The following is a 16,280-nucleotide window of genomic DNA, read 5'->3' on the forward strand; positions in this document are numbered from 1 at the left end:
ATCTATTCACCGGCAATGCGGAATATTGCAATTCTGATAGGGAATTGACTCTATATCCTCAACGCCTCCGTGAAAACAGGTATTACAGAGTGAGAGACTTACTGTCGCTCCAGGTATCGAAACGTTCACCTGCCCCTTGAGCCCCACCAGCGGCATGCTACTCTGCCGCCTAGCTCGAATGAATGAGGGCAAACATGTCATTCCGCCGTGATGGCATCACCGTATTCCACCCCGCCACGATCCTATCCACATGGTTCGGGGTCGGATTGCTGCCCAAGGCGCCGGGAACCTGGGGGTCGGTCGCCGCCCTGCCCTTCGCCTGGTTCTTGGCCGATTTTGGCGGCTGGCCGGTCTTGGCGGCCGCCAGCCTGGTCTGCTTCTTCGTCGGCTGGTGGTCTTCTGCTGTCTATGTGGCGCGGACCAATGCCGCCGATCCCTCGGAAGTGGTGATCGACGAGGTTGCCGGACAATGGCTGGTGCTCTGCGCCGCTCCGCTGGATCCGGCCGCTTATCTCGTGGGGTTGGCGCTGTTCCGTCTGTTCGACGTTTGGAAGCCCTGGCCGGTCAGTTGGGCCGACACCTCCGTGGGCGGCGGATTGGGTGTCATGCTCGACGACGTCATCGCCGCCCTGTACGGTTTGGTGGGTATGGCGATCTTCATTCGGGTCTGGTCGTGAGCATGGATTTGATGGACAAGGCCTTGGCCGTCTTGGCCGCCTATGGGCAGGCAGGATTGATGATCGCGACAGCGGAATCCTGCACCGGTGGCATGGTGGCGGCGGCCCTGACCGCCATTCCGGGGTCGTCCGACGTGGTCGATCGCGGCTTCGTCACCTATTCCAACCAAGCCAAACACGAGATGCTGGGCGTTCCCGAGAGCCTTATCGCTTGCCACGGCGCGGTCAGCGAAGAAGTCGCCCGCGCCATGGCGGAAGGCGCCCTGAGCCATTCCCGCGCCCATGCCGCCGTGGCCATTACCGGCATCGCCGGTCCCGGTGGCGGAGCCAAGGACAAGCCGGTCGGCCTGGTCCATTTCGCGGTGGCTCATAAGGATTCACCCACTCGACATGCCTGCCGGATTTTCGCCGGAGACCGCGAAGACGTCAGGATGGCGGCAACGCTGATGGCGCTGACCTTGCTTTTGCCGCCACCAGCGACCTGAGGATGGCAAGCGGCACGGTCGGAGCATCGGAAACGATCTGTATTCCGTCCCGGCTCAACAGGGCGTAGGGGAACATCCCCGATGCGCCATAGCCGAGATGCAGCCGCCACCCCGGCAAGGCCGCCGTCACCAGGGCGCGGCAATCCTCCACCGAGGCGCTATAGGCATGGGGCGATTGGCCGAACAGCGCGGCCAAGTCCCGGTCCAGTTCCTCGTCCGATCCGCTGGCCAGCCAAAGCCGTCGATTGAGATCCGCCCACTCCGCTGCCCACTCCTCTGCCATAACGGCCCGGCTCCTGTGATAGAGTTTCTTTTCCACTATAGCAGAAGGACATGGTCATGGCTGTTGCGCGTACCGGCGGCGAATTGCTGGCCGATGCCTTGATCGGCCATGGCGCCGATACCGTAACCTGTGTGCCGGGCGAGAGCTTTCTGCCGTTTCTCGATGCCGCCTGGGATCGGCGCGACAGATTGCGGATCCTGGCCTTCCGGCACGAAGGCGGCGCAGCCTACGCCGCCGAGGCCGACGGCAAGCTCACCGGCCGTCCCGGCGTGTGTTTCGTGGGACGGGGGCCGGGAGCCGCGCAAGCGGCGGTCGGGGTCCATACCGCATTCCAGGACTCCACCCCCATGGTGTTGCTGATCGGTCAGGTGGACCGTCCCAACCGGGGCCGCGAAGCCTTTCAGGAGGTGGATCTGCGCCAGATGTTCACTCCACTGGCCAAGCGAGTGGAGGAAATCGACAGCGCCGCCCGCCTGCCCGAGGCGGTGGCCCGCGCCTTCGCTGCCGCACGGGGCGGCAGGCCGGGGCCGGTCGTTCTGATTTTCCCCGAGGACGTTTTGGCGGAAAAAGTTAAGGCCGAGGACGTGGGGCCATTGCCCATCGCCCTGCCCCATCCCGGTCCCTGCCGCATGGATGCCCTGGTTGAAATGCTGGGCAAGGCCAAGCGGCCGCTGGCTGTGGTGGGTGGCGGCGGCTGGTGTCGCGAAGCTGGCGAATTGATGGAGAAATTCGCCGAGGCGTGGCGTATTCCCGTGGCCGCCGCATTCCGCCGCCAGGACATCATCGACAATCAATCGCCGGTCTATGCCGGGGAGCTGGGCTTTTCCGTGGCGCCCAGCCTCGCCAAGCGTGTGCGCGACGCCGATCTTCTGCTCGCGGTGGGTACCCGGCTGGGCGAGATCGACACCAGCGGCTATACCCTGGTGCATTCCCCCAACCCGACCCAGAATTTGGTTCACGTCTTTCCGGAAGCCGAGGAGATCGGCCGGGTCTATCATCCCGGCCTCGCCATCGTCGCGGCCATGCTTCCCTTTGCGCGGCGTGTCGCCGCGCTGGCGCCACCCCAGGACTGTGCCTGGGCCGATTGGACCGAGGCGGTTCGGGAGGATCACCTCGCCAACCGGGTGCCGAGCCCCTGCCCCGGCCCCCTGGATATGGGCAAGGTGATGGCGGAGTTGGAAAAGCACCTGTCCGACAACGCCATCATCTGCACGGGGGCTGGAAACTACACCGGCTGGCCGCAGCGGTTTCACCGGTTTCGCCGCTATGGAACCCAATTGGCCCCGGCCAACGGGTCCATGGGCTATGGCCTGCCCGCGGCGCTGGCCGCCAAGGTCCGTCATCCCGAACGCATGGTCGTCGCCTTCGCGGGCGACGGCTGCTTCCTGATGACGGCACAGGAATTGGCCACCGCCAAACTGCATGGGCTATGTCCGATCGTCATCGTCGTCGACAACGGCATGTACGGCACCATCCGCATGCATCAGGAAGCCAGCCATCCCGGCCGCAGCCTGGCGACGGATCTGGCCAATCCCGATTTCGCCGCCCTGGCGCGGTCCTACGGCGCCTGGGCCGCGACGGTAGAGCGCACCGAGGATTTCGCCCCGGCCCTCCAGCAAGCCCTGGAAGCGGGTCGGTTGGCGTTGCTGCATTTGAAGCTGGACCCCGAGGCCATCACCACGCGGACGACCTTGTCGGCCATCCGTGATCGCCAGCGTCCGTGAGAATCAGGCGTCGCCAGCGAAGCGGAAATTATTCTTGCCCGTGCGCTTGACCGCATACATGGCCGCATCGGCCAGCTTGATTAGGCCGGGGCCATCCTCGGCATCGTCCGGGAACATGGCGATGCCGATGGACCCCTGGATATGGGCGATTCCGCCTTCCAGCTCGTAGGGCTGGCCCAGTTGATCGAGAATCTTTCCGGCGACGATGGTCGGTTCGGTCCGACCGCTGACGCCTTGGAGAATGACGACGAACTCGTCGCCCGCCAGCCGCGCCAATGTATCGCTACTGCGCACGCACTCCGACAGGCGAACGGCGGTCCGTTGCAGCAAGACGTCGCCGGCGGCATGGCCCAAGGTGTCATTCACCGCCTTGAATCCGTCCAGGTCCAGGAACATCAGGGCAAATCCCTTGGCCTCGCGACGGCTTTGACGGACCGCCTGGTTGAGTCGGTCCATGAACAGGGACCGGTTGGGCAGGCCGGTAAGCGAGTCATAATTGGCCTGACGCCAGACGCGCTCTTCGTCTTCCTTGCGGTGGGTGATGTCGGTGAACACCGCCACGTAATGGCTGACATTGCCGCCGCTGTCCCTGATCACGCTGATGGACAGCCACTCGGCGAAGAATTCCCCCGACTTCCGCCGGTTCCACACCTCGCCTGACCAGCGCCCCAGACGCTTCAACTGAGACCACATGGCTCCGTAGAATTCGTCATCGTGACGGCCGGAATGAAGGAAACCGGGGTTTTGTCCGAGAACTTCTTCGCGGGAATATTCGGTAATGGTCGAGAAAGCGGGATTAACGAACACGATCTGATTTTCGGCATCGGTGATCACCACGCCTTCGCCGACGGTTTCCAATACCTTGGAGGCCAGCATGATCTGCTGCTCGGCGGCCTTGCGCTCGGTGATGTCGTAGATCCATGCCAGATTGACAGGCTCTTGTTGCATCTCGGTGCCATGAATGGACAACAAGCTCCAGAACGGTTTGCCGTCCTTGCGTCTGAATTCCACCTCGGCGTCGTCGATATGGCCGCTGGCACGCAAGGTCGCCAGCACGGCGCGGCGTTGCGAATCGTCCACATAATGATCGCGGGCATAAGAGCCGATGAACTCTTGCTTGTTCATGCCCAAAATATCGGTGAAGCGTCGATTGGCGAAGATGATTCGGCCGTCGTCCCGCCGCGACACCGAGACTCCGACCGGGCTGTCGTCCAGGATATGCCAAAGCCGCTCCTCGCTTCGGCGCAGTTCCTCGGCGACCCGATAGCGTTCCAAGATGTCGGCGCGCAGCCGCTCCATCATGGGGTGGAACACGCCGAAAGCCGACAGCAGCAGCATGCCCAGCATCAGACCAAGCGAAACGCCCTGGAGAATGAGCAATTGGCGCGACTTTTCCTCGCTCTCGCTTTGAAAGCGCGCCGTCAGCTCATCGAGCTTCGCAAGAAGCGGACCGGCCGCCGCGGAAGAGATGTCACGTAATACAGGATCACTTCCCGCGATCATCCCGCCGCGATTAAGCAAGGAGCGAGATCGCGCGATGAAGGTCCGCATATCCGCGTCCAGATGCCATTCCGGTGACTGGAAAACCTCGAGAATGGCCCGCGACGGTGGCGAGCCGACGTTCATTAGCTGTCTGTGGCGGGAATCCAACTGATCCAAGGCCTGTGTCAGCATGGTCAGAATTTCGGCGGGGCGCTCGCCGTCCAGCGCCGACAATCGATTGACGCCAAAGCCGATGCGTTCCACCAGCATGCGCTGGCGTCCCGCGATATTGATGTGTTCTCCGCTGCCCTTCGTCTCGGAAATCAGTTGTGCCAATCCGATGAAGGACAGAATGGCGAGAAAGCCCAGCACCGCCAGCACGGCGATGTAGCGGATCGACAGCTCCCTCGTGACTCTTTCGCCGAGGTCGGCCATTGCCATTTCGCTTCCATCTGCCCTCCCCCCCAAGGGTGGGCGAACAATGATCTAGGCGCCGGACAGGCGTTCCAGCGCCTCCTTCAACTTATCCTTGGCGGCCGCCCATTCCAAGCGGCGCTCGTGCTGTTCCGCGACCACTTCGGGGCGAGCCTTGGCGACGAAGTCGGCGTTGGACAGCTTTTTGTCCACCTTGGCGATCTCGCCGTCCAGCCGGTCGACTTCCTTGGTGAGGCGGGCACGTTCCTTGTCCACGTCGATAACACCGCCCAGCGGCATGATCAGCGTCGCCTCGTCCACCACCATCTGGGCGGCGCCATGGGACGAGGCCTGGGCGATGCGCTCGGCGGCGGGCTTGACGTCAAAAGCCGACAGGCGGGCCAATCGCGTGATCAGATCGGCGTGGGTCGAAGCCCAGCCGTTCTTCTCGGTGGCCAATCCGCTGACCAGCAGGTCCACCTGGGCTCCGGGCGGCACGTTCATCTCGGAGCGCACGGCCCGCACGGTGGAGATCATGCGGACCACCCAGTCCATCTCCGCCTCGGTGGCGGCGTCCTGCAAGCCGGTCAGAACCGGCCAGGGACGCAGCATCAGGGAGCCGTCGCGGGTAGCGGTCTGGCTCCACAATTCCTCGGTGATGAACGGCATCAGCGGATGCAGGATGTGCAGGATCTGGTCCAGCACCCAGGCGGCGGTGGCGCGGGTTTCGGCCTTGGCGGCCTCGTCGGCGCCGTTGAAGATGGGCTTGGCGAATTCCAGGTACCAGTCGCAGAACGCGCCCCAGACGAATTGATAGGCGCCGCCCGCCGCCGCGTCATAGCGGTAGTTTTCGATGGCCGAACCCACCTTGTCGGCGGTTTCGGCGGTCTTGGCGACGATCCAGCGGTTGACCGTCTCCTTGACCGATTTGGGGTCGAAGCCAACCACCGGATGGCATTCGTTCATCTGACAGAACCGCGCCGCGTTCCAAAGCTTGGTGGCGAAGTTGCGGTAGCCCTCGACCCGGCCTTCCGCCAGCTTGACGTCCCTGCCCTGGGCCGCCAGGGCCGACAGGGTGAAGCGCAGCGCGTCGCAACCGTATTTGTCGATCAGGTCCAGCGGATCGATGATATTGCCCTTGGATTTGGACATCTTCTGGCCCTTCTCGTCGCGGACCAGGGCGTGGATGTAGATGTCCTTGAAGGGCACGTCGCCCATGAAGTGGATGCCCATCATCATCATGCGGGCGACCCAGAAGAAGATGATGTCGAAGCCGGTGACCAGCACGTCGCCGGGATAATAGCGCGCCAGTTCGGGCGTCTGTTCCGGCCAGCCCAGGGTGGAGAACGGCCACAGCGCAGAGCTGAACCAGGTATCCAGCACGTCGGCGTCGCGGACAAGGTCCACATCCTTGCCGTAATGGGCCTTGGCGGCGACCCAGGCTTCGTCTTCGGTCTCTTCCACGAAGAAGGCGCCGTCGGGGCCGTACCACGCGGGAACCTGATGGCCCCACCAGATCTGACGCGAGATGCACCAGGGCTGGATATTGCGCATCCATTCGAAATAGGTGTTTTCCCAATGCTTGGGCACGAAGCGGGTCTTGCCGCTCTCCACCGCCTCGATGGCTGGCTTGGCCAGGGTCGCCGCATCGACGAACCACTGGTCGGTCAGCCAGGGCTCGATGACCACGCCGGACCGGTCGCCATAGGGAACCATGTGGGTGTGGGGCTCGATCTTATCCAGCAGGCCCAGTTCCTCGAACGCGGCCACCACCTTCTTGCGGGCGTCGTAGCGGTCGAGACCGCGATAGTCTTGCGGCACCGCCTCATTGGTCCGCGCGTCGCGGTCGAAGATGTTGAGCAGCGGCAGGTCGTGGCGGGTGCCCACCTGGAAGTCGTTGAAGTCATGGGCCGGGGTGATCTTGACGGCGCCGGTTCCCTTGGTGGGGTCGGAATACTCGTCGGCGACGATGGGGATCAGGCGGTCGCAGATGGGCAGACGCACTTGTCTTCCCACCAGGGCGGTGAAGCGCTCGTCCTCGGGATGCACCGCCACGGCCGAATCGCCCAGCATGGTCTCGGGCCGGGTGGTCGCCACGGTAATATATGTGTTTTCAAGGCCTTCCACGGGATACTTGAAGTGCCACATATGGCCCTTCACCTCACGCTGCTCCACCTCCAGATCGGAAATGGCGGTGTGCAGTTTGGGATCCCAGTTGACCAGACGCTTGGCGCGATAGATCAATCCCTGGCGATTCAGGGTGACGAAGACCTTGCGGACGGCGGCGCTGAGGCCCTCGTCCATGGTGAAGCGCTCCTTGGCCCAATCGGGCGAGGCGCCGAGGCGGCGGAGCTGGCGGGTAATAGTCCCACCGGATTCCGCCTTCCACTCCCAGACCCGCTCCATGAATTTGTCGCGCCCCAGGTCGTGGCGGGTGACCTTTTGCGCTTCCAATTGACGTTCCACCACCATCTGGGTGGCGATGCCGGCATGGTCGGTGCCCGGCTGCCACAGCGCGTCGTGCCCGCTCATGCGGCGATAGCGGATCAGCACGTCCTGAAGGGTGAAGGTCAGCGCATGGCCCATATGGAGGCTGCCGGTCACGTTGGGCGGCGGCATCATGATGGTGTAGGGCTGCTTGTTCGAACCGGTATGGGCGGCGAAGGCGCCGGAATTTTCCCATTGCTCGTAGTGCTTCGGCTCGACCTCGGCGGGACGGTATGTCTTATCCAGCATGGCGATTGGCTTGCGCTTTTTCCTGGGGTGAAAACGAAGAGGGGGGTGAAAACGAAGAGGGCGGCTCGGTGCGCCGAACCGCCCTCATATCACGATACGGCCAAGACTAGTAGTCTTCGGACCGGTTTACCATTCGCTCGATCTCTTTCTTGACGATGCGCTCGATCATGTAGGGCAGGTTCTGATCGAGCCATTCCTTGAGGATCGGACGCAGCAATTCGTTGACCAGATCCTCCAGGGTCACGGCGCTGTTGCCGAGGCCGAAGGACTTCTGGCGCACGATCTCGCGGGCCAGATTGGACAGAAGGGACGCGCCGTGGTCGATATTGGGCGGACTCATCAGCGAGTCGTCGTCCGGCGGACGCTGGCGGCGCGGCGGCGGCGGCTCGTAAACGGGCGCCATCACCACCGGCGGCGGCTCGGGTTCAAAATCGCCGAGATCGGCCTTGAAATCGTTGATGTCGAAGGCGGGCTCGGGTTCCGAGTCCTCTTCCATCACCATGTCCTCGGTCAGTTCGAGAACATCGTCGTCCATCTCCGGTTCGGGTTCCGGGATGGGCTCGGGTTCAGGCTCGGGTTCAGGCGCCGGAGCCGGGGCGTCGAACATGGAGTCGATGTCATCCTGAGCGAAGGTCTGAGATGGTTCCGGTTCCGGTTCCGGCTCAGGCATGGGTTCCGGCTCGGGCATGGGCTCGGGTTCAGGCTCGGGCGGCGGTGCCTCGGGAGCCTTCGGCTTATCCTCGACCTCATCCTCGGACAAAATCCGCCGGATAGAGGCAAGGATATCCTCCATTGATGGTTCTTGCTGGGCCTTGTCTTCGCTCATGTCACGGCTTCTGTCTGCCTGCGCCCGAAAAGGGACCTGCCGCAATAGTGACCCACGGCCGGTAACAAATGGTTAAAATTCGACGAGCTACCAAGAGAAACTTGAACCAACCATCGGATTGGCATCAAGGCACCTTTATTTCTACTCGTATCCATTCTCCGTGTCGATGCCGTTCCCGATCCATTTCCCACTGACATCGTCATAGTGCTTGGCCGGATCGTAAATGGACACCGGAAGATTAAGTCCCTGGGCCGTCATCTGTCCCATGGCCGACTTCACCTGGTAGGCGCCGGCCAGAACGTCGCGCTGCGCCTTGGTAAGATTGACGCGAGCATCGAACAACTCCTGCTCGGCGTTCAAGACGTCGAGCACGGTCCGCGATCCGACTTTCGATTCCTCGCGCACACCGGCCAAGGCCAATTCGGACGCCTTGATCTGCGTTTCATAGGCCTTTGCCTGTGCCTGAGCCGCCTGGAGGCTTTCCCAGGCCTTGGTGGCGGTCTCCAGCGCATCGCGCCGCGCCTGATCGGATTCGATACGGCGCTGACCGGCGGTGTGCTTGGAAGCGCGCACACGGGCATAGGTGCCGCCCCCCTCGTAAAGAGGAACAGATAGATTCAACAAGACTTCGCGAGCGATGGTCTCGGACTTGACCGTCGTCGTTTGCAGCGTGCGGGTGATGTCGCCGCTGAGAGATAGAGTGGGCAGAAGCTCACCGAACACCAGATCGACACCGTCGCGAGCAGCGGCATGGGCGAAATCGGCGGCGACCACGTTGGGGTTCTGCCCCAGGGCCACTGTCTTCAACTCGTCGAGACTGGCCGGCAATTGCGGCGGCATGCCGGGCTGCTTGGGGCTGATGGGCGCATGGCCGACGGTATTGACGTAATTGGCCACGGTGCTTTGCAGATTTCCCGCAGCGGCGACGCGGTCGGCCGTGGCCTTGGACAGCCGCGCCTCGGCTTGGCTGACATCGGTCCGGGTAATTTCACCCACCTTGAAGCGTTCCTGGGTCGCCTCCAGCTGCCTGCGCAGAACCTCCTCATTATTGATACTGAGCTTCAGCACATCCTCGTCACGCACCACCGTCAGATAGGCGGTGGCGGCGGCCAGCAGCACCGACTGCTCGGTGGCGGCCAGCAGCGCCCGCTCCGACAATACCGTATTGTCGGCCTGCGAGGTGGCGGCCAGGGTCCGGCCACCGCGAAACAATGGCTGGGTGATGGTCAGCGCCCCGGTCTTGGGGGTACGCAGAGAATCATAGCGGGTCAGTGAATTGCTTGAATAGCTGCCGCGACCGATGGAACCGGTCAGCGACACCGTGGGGCGCCAGTTGGACAGCGCCTGCGGCACGGCTTCGTCGCTGGAACGCACGCGGGCGCGCCGGGCCAAAAGGTTGGGATTGGTGGAATAAGCCGACGACAGCACGTCTTCGAGCGATTCCGCCCAGGCAGCCTCGGCTCCGCACAAACCGACCATGACCGCACCGGCCAGCACGATGCTCGCCTTCCTCATCTGACACCTCTTGGGCAAAATGGAGCCCCCATCCCTGGCATGAAAATCCTCGTGGAGGAACATTAGCTTCCCATGGCCGAAGATCAAGGACTATTCCTGGCTCGGCATCCGGGCGATTGGGCGGTCGCGTCCCAAGTCTGGCGCCCGAAAAAAACAATGCGCCGCGCCCCTCAACAGCGGCTTGACCACCTTCGCGTCTACGCGTATAAGCACGGTCCTCACGTCGGCCCCCGGCCGATCGGGCCGGTTAGGCCGGGTGGCAGAGTGGCTATGCAGCGGACTGCAAATCCGCGTACGTCGGTTCAATTCCGGCCTCGGCCTCCACCGTACCCGAGCTGGGGAGACGTGAAGACGACTTGAATTTCTCGGTCCACCGCACCGCTTGGGGGGATCGATGATCCGGGGTAGCTCAGCGGTAGAGCAGCCGGCTGTTAACCGGCTGGTCGGGGGTTCGAATCCCTCCCCCGGAGCCAGATAGCCGCAGAAACCTTAGGTTTCTGCGGCTTTTTCTTTTCTTACCAGCCAATTTACCCGCCAACCGCCCTGCCCTCATCTATCCGTCACATTGAGGCTATATGGTTCATCAAGGCCGGTTCCAATTTTATTCTGGCGTGGCCGACACACTCTTCCAGAAGACGGCGCCGTACCGCTCCCAAACCTTGTGGCTATCCTTGGGATAGATGTTCAGATCATCAATAAGCAGGTTCAGCAGCGCCACGATCTGACTTGTCTGGGCCAAAGCCGTTTCCAGGTCGCCCCACTTCAAAGGAGACACTGCCACGCCGGATCGTTCAAGCTTGGTCACCACGACAGGGTGAGCAATCTTGTGCCGCCAATTGGTGACCGCCCCAACCAACTCAATGAAGCTATCTTGGGCGGCCAGCGAATAGAGCTCCCGGAATGTCTGTTTCGTCCTCGTGACCATCTCGGCGGCTTGCCGTCTGGCAAGACGCTCCAATGAATTTTGTATATGTGGATCGCGCGCGTCGTCGCGGACCTTGGCCATTTCAGTAGGGAGTTCCATCATGCCCTGGTGGCGCCGGGACAGCGTCGCCTTGATATGGGGATATCGCCTCAGGGCGCAAAGAGCGTTCGGGATGGATAGGGCGTCCTTCGAGCTGTCCCACAGGCGACAAAGGGACATCACACCAGCCTGATGAAGAGCGTTGCGTATCATTTCCAGGCCATGTGCAGAGAAGGTCTTATTGAACCGCTTCAGGTACTCCTGGTCATATACCGGAATTCGGAGCATCTCGACGTAACCAATGGCCAGCGAGTGGTTCTCGTTGATGAGTTCCATCGCTCGAACAATTTGATCCCAGGTCCAGACCGCCTTTGGCTTCTTCGCCACCGTCATCCCCCTCTCCATAATTCCTTCCGCGAATGGTTGCACATTCGGCCGCATTCGCCAAAACTAGCCGGTGCAATTCGGGGGGATCAGACCAAGACCCTAACGGTGATGGGCGGCAGCAGCCGCCTGAGTGACATTGCCCGCGCCAACCATGGCGGCGGCAGAGCAGGAAGGCAAACGCGCAACAATGGCCCTCAAGAAATCTGAGCTCTATTCCTCGCTCTGGTCGAGCTGCGATGAACTGCGCGGCGGCATGGACGCCAGCCAGTACAAGAACTACGTCCTGGTCCTGCTGTTCATCAAATACGTCAGTGACAAGTACGCCGGGGTGCCCTACGCCCCGGTCACAGTGCCCGAGGGGGCCAGCTTCAAGGACATGGTGGCCCTGAAGGGCGCTCCCGACATCGGCGACCAGATCAACAAGAAGATCATCGCCCCCTTGGCCAATGCCAACAAGCTCTCCGACATGCCGGACTTCAACGACACCGGCAAGCTGGGGTCCGGCAAGGAGATGGTGGACCGCCTCACCAATCTGATCGGCATCTTCGAGAACAAGGCTCTGGATTTCTCCAAGCACCGGGCCGAGGACGATGACCTTCTGGGCGACGCCTACGAATACCTGATGCGGCACTTCGCCACCGAGAGCGGCAAGAGCAAGGGCCAGTTCTACACCCCCGCCGAGGTCAGCCGCGTCATGGCGCAGATCATCGGCATCAAGGGGGCCAAGACCAGCGCCGCCACCACGGTCTATGATCCCACCTGCGGCTCGGGCTCGCTGCTGTTGAAGGTGGGCGACGAGGCCGGAACCGCCGTCACCCTGTACGGGCAGGAAAAGGACGAGGCCACCAGCGGCCTCGCCCGCATGAACATGATCCTGCACAACAACCCCACCGCTCTGATCGTCCAGGGCAACACTCTGGCCGATCCCAAGTTCAAGGACGGCGACGCGCTGAAGACCTTCGACTACGCGGTCGCCAATCCCCCGTTCTCGGATAAACGCTGGAGCACCGGCATCGATCCGTTGCACGATCCCCACCAGCGGTTCGCGCCCTTCGGAACCCCACCCGCCAAGCAGGGCGATTACGCCTATCTGCTCCACATCGTTCGGTCGCTGAAGAGCACCGGCAAGGGGGCCTGCATTCTGCCCCACGGCGTGCTGTTCCGGGGTAATGCCGAGGCCGATATCCGCCGCGCCCTGATCCGCAAGGGCTATATCAAGGGCATCATCGGCCTGCCCACCAATCTGTTTTACGGCACCGGCATCCCCGCCTGCATCATCGTCATCGACAAGGAAGACGCCCAGGCCCGCAAGGGCATCTTCATGATCGACGCCAGCGGCGGCTTCAAGAAGGACGGCGCCAAGAACCGGCTGCGCGATCAGGACATCCACAGGATCGTGGACACCTTTATCAATTTACGCGACGAGCCCTGCTATGCCCGCATGGTGGGGCTGGACGAGATCGAGAAGAACGATTTCAACCTGAACCTGCCGCGCTATATCGACAGCCAGACCCCAGAGGACAGGCAGGACATCGACGCGCACCTGAACGGCGGCATCCCCGTTGCCGACGTGGACGCCCTGGCCCCTTATTGGCAGGTCTGCCCCGATTTGCGCGCCGCCCTGTTTTCGCCCAACCGCCCCGGTTACCTGGATTTGGCGGTCGAGAAGGCGGCCATCAAGACCGCGATTTATGACCACCCTCAGTTCAGCACCTTTGTGGCAAGGATGAACGCCCATTTCGATCAATGGCGGACCAAGGCGGCGGCACGGCTGAAGGCGCTGGAGGCGGGCTTTTACCCCAAGGAATTGATCGCCGAACTGGCCGAGGATTTGCTGACCCATTACAGCGGCAAGCCCCTGATCGATGCCTATGACGTTTATCAGCACCTGATGGATTACTGGGCAGAAACCATGCAAGACGATTGCTACCAGATCGCCGCCGATGGCTGGAAAGCAGTGCCCTATCGCATCATCGAGACGGACAAGAAGGGAAAGGAAAAGGACAAGGGGTGGACCTGCGACCTGATCCCCAAGCCGCTGATCGTCGCTCGCTATTACCCCCAGGATCAGGCCGCCATCGACACCCTGTCGGCGGAGTTGGACGACATCAGTGCCAAGCTGGCCGAGATGGAGGAGGAGCACGGGGGCGAGGACGGCCTGTTCTCGGACCTGGACAAGATCAACAAGGCCAATGTCGCGGCGCGGCTGAAGGAGATCAAGGGCGACAAGGAATCCAAGGACGAAGCCGAGGCCCTGAAGGCGTGGCTGGACGCCAATGTCCAGGAAACCGCGATGAAAAAGCGCCTGAAGGAAGCTGAGGCCGAACTGGACGACAAGGCCCTGGGCCATTACCCCAAACTGACCGAGGCCGAGATCAAAACCCTGGCGGTGGGCGACAAATGGCTGGCCGCCCTGGACGCCGCCATCCACGGGGAAATGGACCGCCTGAGCCAGCGCCTGACCCAGCGGGTCAAGGAACTAGCCGAACGCTATGAGGCCCCGTTGCCGCGCATGGTCGAAAAGGTGACGGCTTTGGAAGCCAAGGTGAACGCGCACCTGAAGAAGATGGGGCTCACATGGGCGTGAAAGCTGGGTTCAAGCAGACCGAGTTTGGCGTTATTCCCGAGGATTGGCGTGTTTCTGGACTTGATTCTGTTGCCAATATCATCGATCCGCAGCCAGATCATAGAACGCCACAGGCATTATCCGGCGGCGAACCCTATATAGGGATTAGTGATTTTACTAGTGACGATTCTGTCAATTGGGAAGGAAGTCGGAAAATCATCCGATCTGCTGTAGACAAGCAGCAATCTCGTTTCCGGATACAATCTGGCGACATCATTTTTGGGAAAATCGGCACAATTGGACTGCCAAAATTTCTCCCAATAACACCATTTCGCTATGCATTGAGTGCAAATATTCTACTTATTAAGCCAAATGTAGATCATTTTTTTGTAATGGCATGGCTAAAGTCAAGATTTGTTCAGGAGATGGTTGGCAGGGAGCTGCACAGCACCTCACAAGCCGCATTCGGCATCCAAAAGATGCGGGCATTGCTAATTCCGCAGCCACCCGAGCTTGAACAAAAAGCCATCGCCGAAGCTCTGAGCGATGCCGATGCGCTGATCGCCTCCCTGGAACAGCTTTTGGCCAAGAAGCGCCACATCAAGCAGGGCGCCATGCAGGACTTACTGACGGGGCAAAAGCGCCTGCCGGGCTTTGGTGGGGAGTGGGTGGCGCAGACGCTCGAAAGTCTGTTCAATTTTAGCGGTGGGTTTACGGCATCGCGTGACCAACTTTCATCCGATGGCCACTGTTATCTGCACTACGGTGACATCCACACCTCACATAAGAACTTCATCAGCATCCGCGCCGAACAGGCGGATATCCCCAAGTTGGACGTGCCTTTAAAAGCGGTGTCGGCTGGTTCATTGCTGGCCGATGGCGACGTCGTTTTTGTCGATGCTTCCGAAGATGACGAAGGCGTCAGCAAGCACATTGTGGTCATCAATCCCGATGCAGCCCCGTACATATCAGGCCTGCACACCATCGTCGCCAAACCAAAGACGGCGCTATTGGAAAAGGAATACCTACGACACTGCTTCCAGACCCAGGCGGTAAAGACGCAATTTCGGTTTTACGCGGTGGGCACCAAGGTCTTGGGGGTTAGCAAAACCAACATCGCCAAGATTGTTCTGCCAGTTCCAGACAAGGATGAACAATCCGCCATCGCCGCCATCCTCTCCGACATGGATGCCGAAATCGCCACCCTGGAAGCCAAGCTCGCCAAGGCCCGCCAGATCAAGCAGGGCATGATGCAGAATCTGCTGACCGGAAGGATACGCCTGATATGAAGAGCTATTACCGGATCATGCTGGGCCGAAAGAGCGTTCATGCAGCGGAATGTTTGGCGGGCGGGTTCATCGGCGCGGACTGCGACATTAACCAAGATTTGACGGGCCATCTGCCCGAAGAATGGCGGCAATTCAATCAGGCTTTTATTCCGACCTTTTTGCGAAACCGCCCAGATAAAAGCAAGATCGCCGCCGGTCTGGCCTGCGGCGCGTTGTGGACCATCGCCAAGGGCATCAAACAGGGCGAGATCGTGCTGTGCCCAGACGGCACCGGTGTGTACCGGGTGGCCGAAGTAATCGGCGACTACACCTATGCCCCCGGTCAGGTCCTGCCCCATCGCCGGTCGGTGAAGTGGCTGCCCACCAGCATCGTCCGCGACGCCATGAGCGAGGCCTTGCGCAATTCAACCGGCTCAATCGGGACGGTCAGCACCATCACCGACCACCATGCCGAGATCGAGAAGTTCCTGGCCGAGGGCCAAGCTGCCACCACAACGACCATCGTCGCCTCCGACCCGGTGGTGGAAGACCCCGTGGCCTTCGCCATGGAAAAGCACCTGGAGGCCTTCCTGGTGGCCAATTGGGGCCAGACCGACCTGGCCAAGGATTTCGCCATCTACGAGGAAGAGGGCGAGCCGGTGGGGCAGCAATACGCCACCGATGCCGGTCCCATCGACATCCTGGCCATCAGCAAGGACAAGAAGCGCCTGCTGGTGGTGGAGCTCAAGCGGGGCCGGGCCTCGGACGTGGTGGTGGGGCAAATCCTGCGCTACATGGGCTATGTGAAGGAACAGATTGCCGAACCGGACCAGATGGTCGAGGGCGTGATTATCGCCCTGGATGATGACAAAAAGTTGCGTTGGGCGCTGGCCGCAGTACCATCCATCTCATTCTACCGTTACCAGATCAGCTTCAAGCTGGTGAAGGGATGA

Annotated in this window: 12 protein-coding genes and 2 tRNA genes; 8 read left to right on the forward strand and 6 right to left on the reverse strand. The window is 61.4% G+C overall.

The genetic code is table 11. The features are described from left to right. Positions 1-194 precede the first annotated feature (194 nt). Both CU669_RS08275 and CU669_RS08280 read left to right on the forward strand, forming a co-directional pair. Positions 195-677, forward strand: a complete 483-nt coding sequence (locus tag CU669_RS08275) for a phosphatidylglycerophosphatase A family protein (RefSeq protein ID WP_112143541.1) — start codon at positions 195-197, stop codon at positions 675-677. Positions 678-679: 2 nt separating this feature from the next. Then, complete coding sequence (locus CU669_RS08280) at positions 680-1,162, forward strand: CinA family protein (protein WP_112143543.1); 483 nt, start codon at positions 680-682, stop codon at positions 1,160-1,162. Here the strand turns inward: CU669_RS08280 and CU669_RS08285 are convergent. Continuing rightward, positions 1,104-1,445 carry a hypothetical protein gene (locus CU669_RS08285; RefSeq protein ID WP_112143690.1) on the reverse strand — a complete coding sequence of 114 codons (342 nt, stop codon included), beginning with the start codon at positions 1,443-1,445 and terminating at the stop codon, positions 1,104-1,106. The two genes, CU669_RS08280 and CU669_RS08285, sit on opposite strands and share 59 nt — an antisense overlap. 56 nt (positions 1,446-1,501) lie before the next feature. Here CU669_RS08285 and CU669_RS08290 point away from each other — a divergent pair, with 56 nt between their 5' ends. Further along, entirely contained in the window at positions 1,502-3,169 is a 1,668-nt protein-coding gene (locus CU669_RS08290) for a thiamine pyrophosphate-binding protein (protein WP_205119398.1), read from the forward strand. Positions 3,170-3,172: 3 nt separating this feature from the next. Here CU669_RS08290 and CU669_RS08295 read toward each other — a convergent pair whose 3' ends face one another. The 4 genes from CU669_RS08295 to CU669_RS08310 all read right to left on the reverse strand — a co-directional run bounded on the left by CU669_RS08295 (position 3,173) and on the right by CU669_RS08310 (position 10,142). Next, positions 3,173-5,092, reverse strand: a complete 1,920-nt coding sequence (locus tag CU669_RS08295) for a diguanylate cyclase domain-containing protein (protein WP_239988605.1) — start codon at positions 5,090-5,092, stop codon at positions 3,173-3,175. 45 nt (positions 5,093-5,137) lie between these two features. Beyond that, on the reverse strand, positions 5,138-7,801 hold the full coding sequence (locus CU669_RS08300; RefSeq protein WP_192884595.1) for a valine--tRNA ligase: 2,664 nt from the start codon (positions 7,799-7,801) through the stop codon (positions 5,138-5,140). A gap of 106 nt (positions 7,802-7,907) precedes the next feature. Beyond that, positions 7,908-8,627, reverse strand: coding sequence for a DUF2497 domain-containing protein (locus tag CU669_RS08305; RefSeq protein ID WP_239988606.1), 720 nt, complete (start codon positions 8,625-8,627; stop codon positions 7,908-7,910). Between the two features lie 141 nt (positions 8,628-8,768). Beyond that, the gene (locus tag CU669_RS08310) at positions 8,769-10,142 is read right to left on the reverse strand and encodes a TolC family outer membrane protein (RefSeq protein WP_112143551.1); all 1,374 of its coding nucleotides are present in this window, start codon (positions 10,140-10,142) and stop codon (positions 8,769-8,771) included. A 250-nt stretch (positions 10,143-10,392) separates the two neighbouring features. Between CU669_RS08310 and CU669_RS08315 the strand changes: the two genes are divergently transcribed. Both CU669_RS08315 and CU669_RS08320 read left to right on the forward strand, forming a co-directional pair. Then, positions 10,393-10,466: transfer RNA gene (locus CU669_RS08315), tRNA-Cys, on the forward strand. 74 nt (positions 10,467-10,540) lie between these two features. Next, a tRNA-Asn gene (locus tag CU669_RS08320) sits at positions 10,541-10,615 on the forward strand. 128 nt (positions 10,616-10,743) lie between these two features. On the opposite strand, the gene CU669_RS08325 is transcribed toward CU669_RS08320, so the two are convergent. Further along, positions 10,744-11,499 carry an AbiU2 domain-containing protein gene (locus CU669_RS08325; RefSeq protein WP_146747699.1) on the reverse strand — a complete coding sequence of 252 codons (756 nt, stop codon included), beginning with the start codon at positions 11,497-11,499 and terminating at the stop codon, positions 10,744-10,746. A gap of 181 nt (positions 11,500-11,680) precedes the next feature. Between CU669_RS08325 and CU669_RS08330 the strand changes: the two genes are divergently transcribed. The 3 genes from CU669_RS08330 to CU669_RS08340 are packed head-to-tail and all read left to right on the forward strand — an operon-like array spanning position 11,681 to position 16,280. Continuing rightward, on the forward strand, positions 11,681-14,080 hold the full coding sequence (locus CU669_RS08330; RefSeq protein ID WP_112143554.1) for a type I restriction-modification system subunit M: 2,400 nt from the start codon (positions 11,681-11,683) through the stop codon (positions 14,078-14,080). Then, on the forward strand, positions 14,071-15,348 hold the full coding sequence (locus tag CU669_RS08335) for a restriction endonuclease subunit S (RefSeq protein ID WP_112143556.1): 1,278 nt from the start codon (positions 14,071-14,073) through the stop codon (positions 15,346-15,348). Before CU669_RS08330 ends, CU669_RS08335 begins: the two co-directional genes overlap by 10 nt. Then, positions 15,345-16,280 (forward strand): endonuclease NucS domain-containing protein, encoded by a 936-nt coding sequence (locus CU669_RS08340; protein ID WP_112143558.1) that lies wholly within the window; start codon positions 15,345-15,347, stop codon positions 16,278-16,280. Before CU669_RS08335 ends, CU669_RS08340 begins: the two co-directional genes overlap by 4 nt.

The organism is Paramagnetospirillum kuznetsovii, from assembly GCF_003284725.1.
GTDB lineage: Bacteria > Pseudomonadota > Alphaproteobacteria > Rhodospirillales > Magnetospirillaceae > Phaeospirillum > Phaeospirillum kuznetsovii.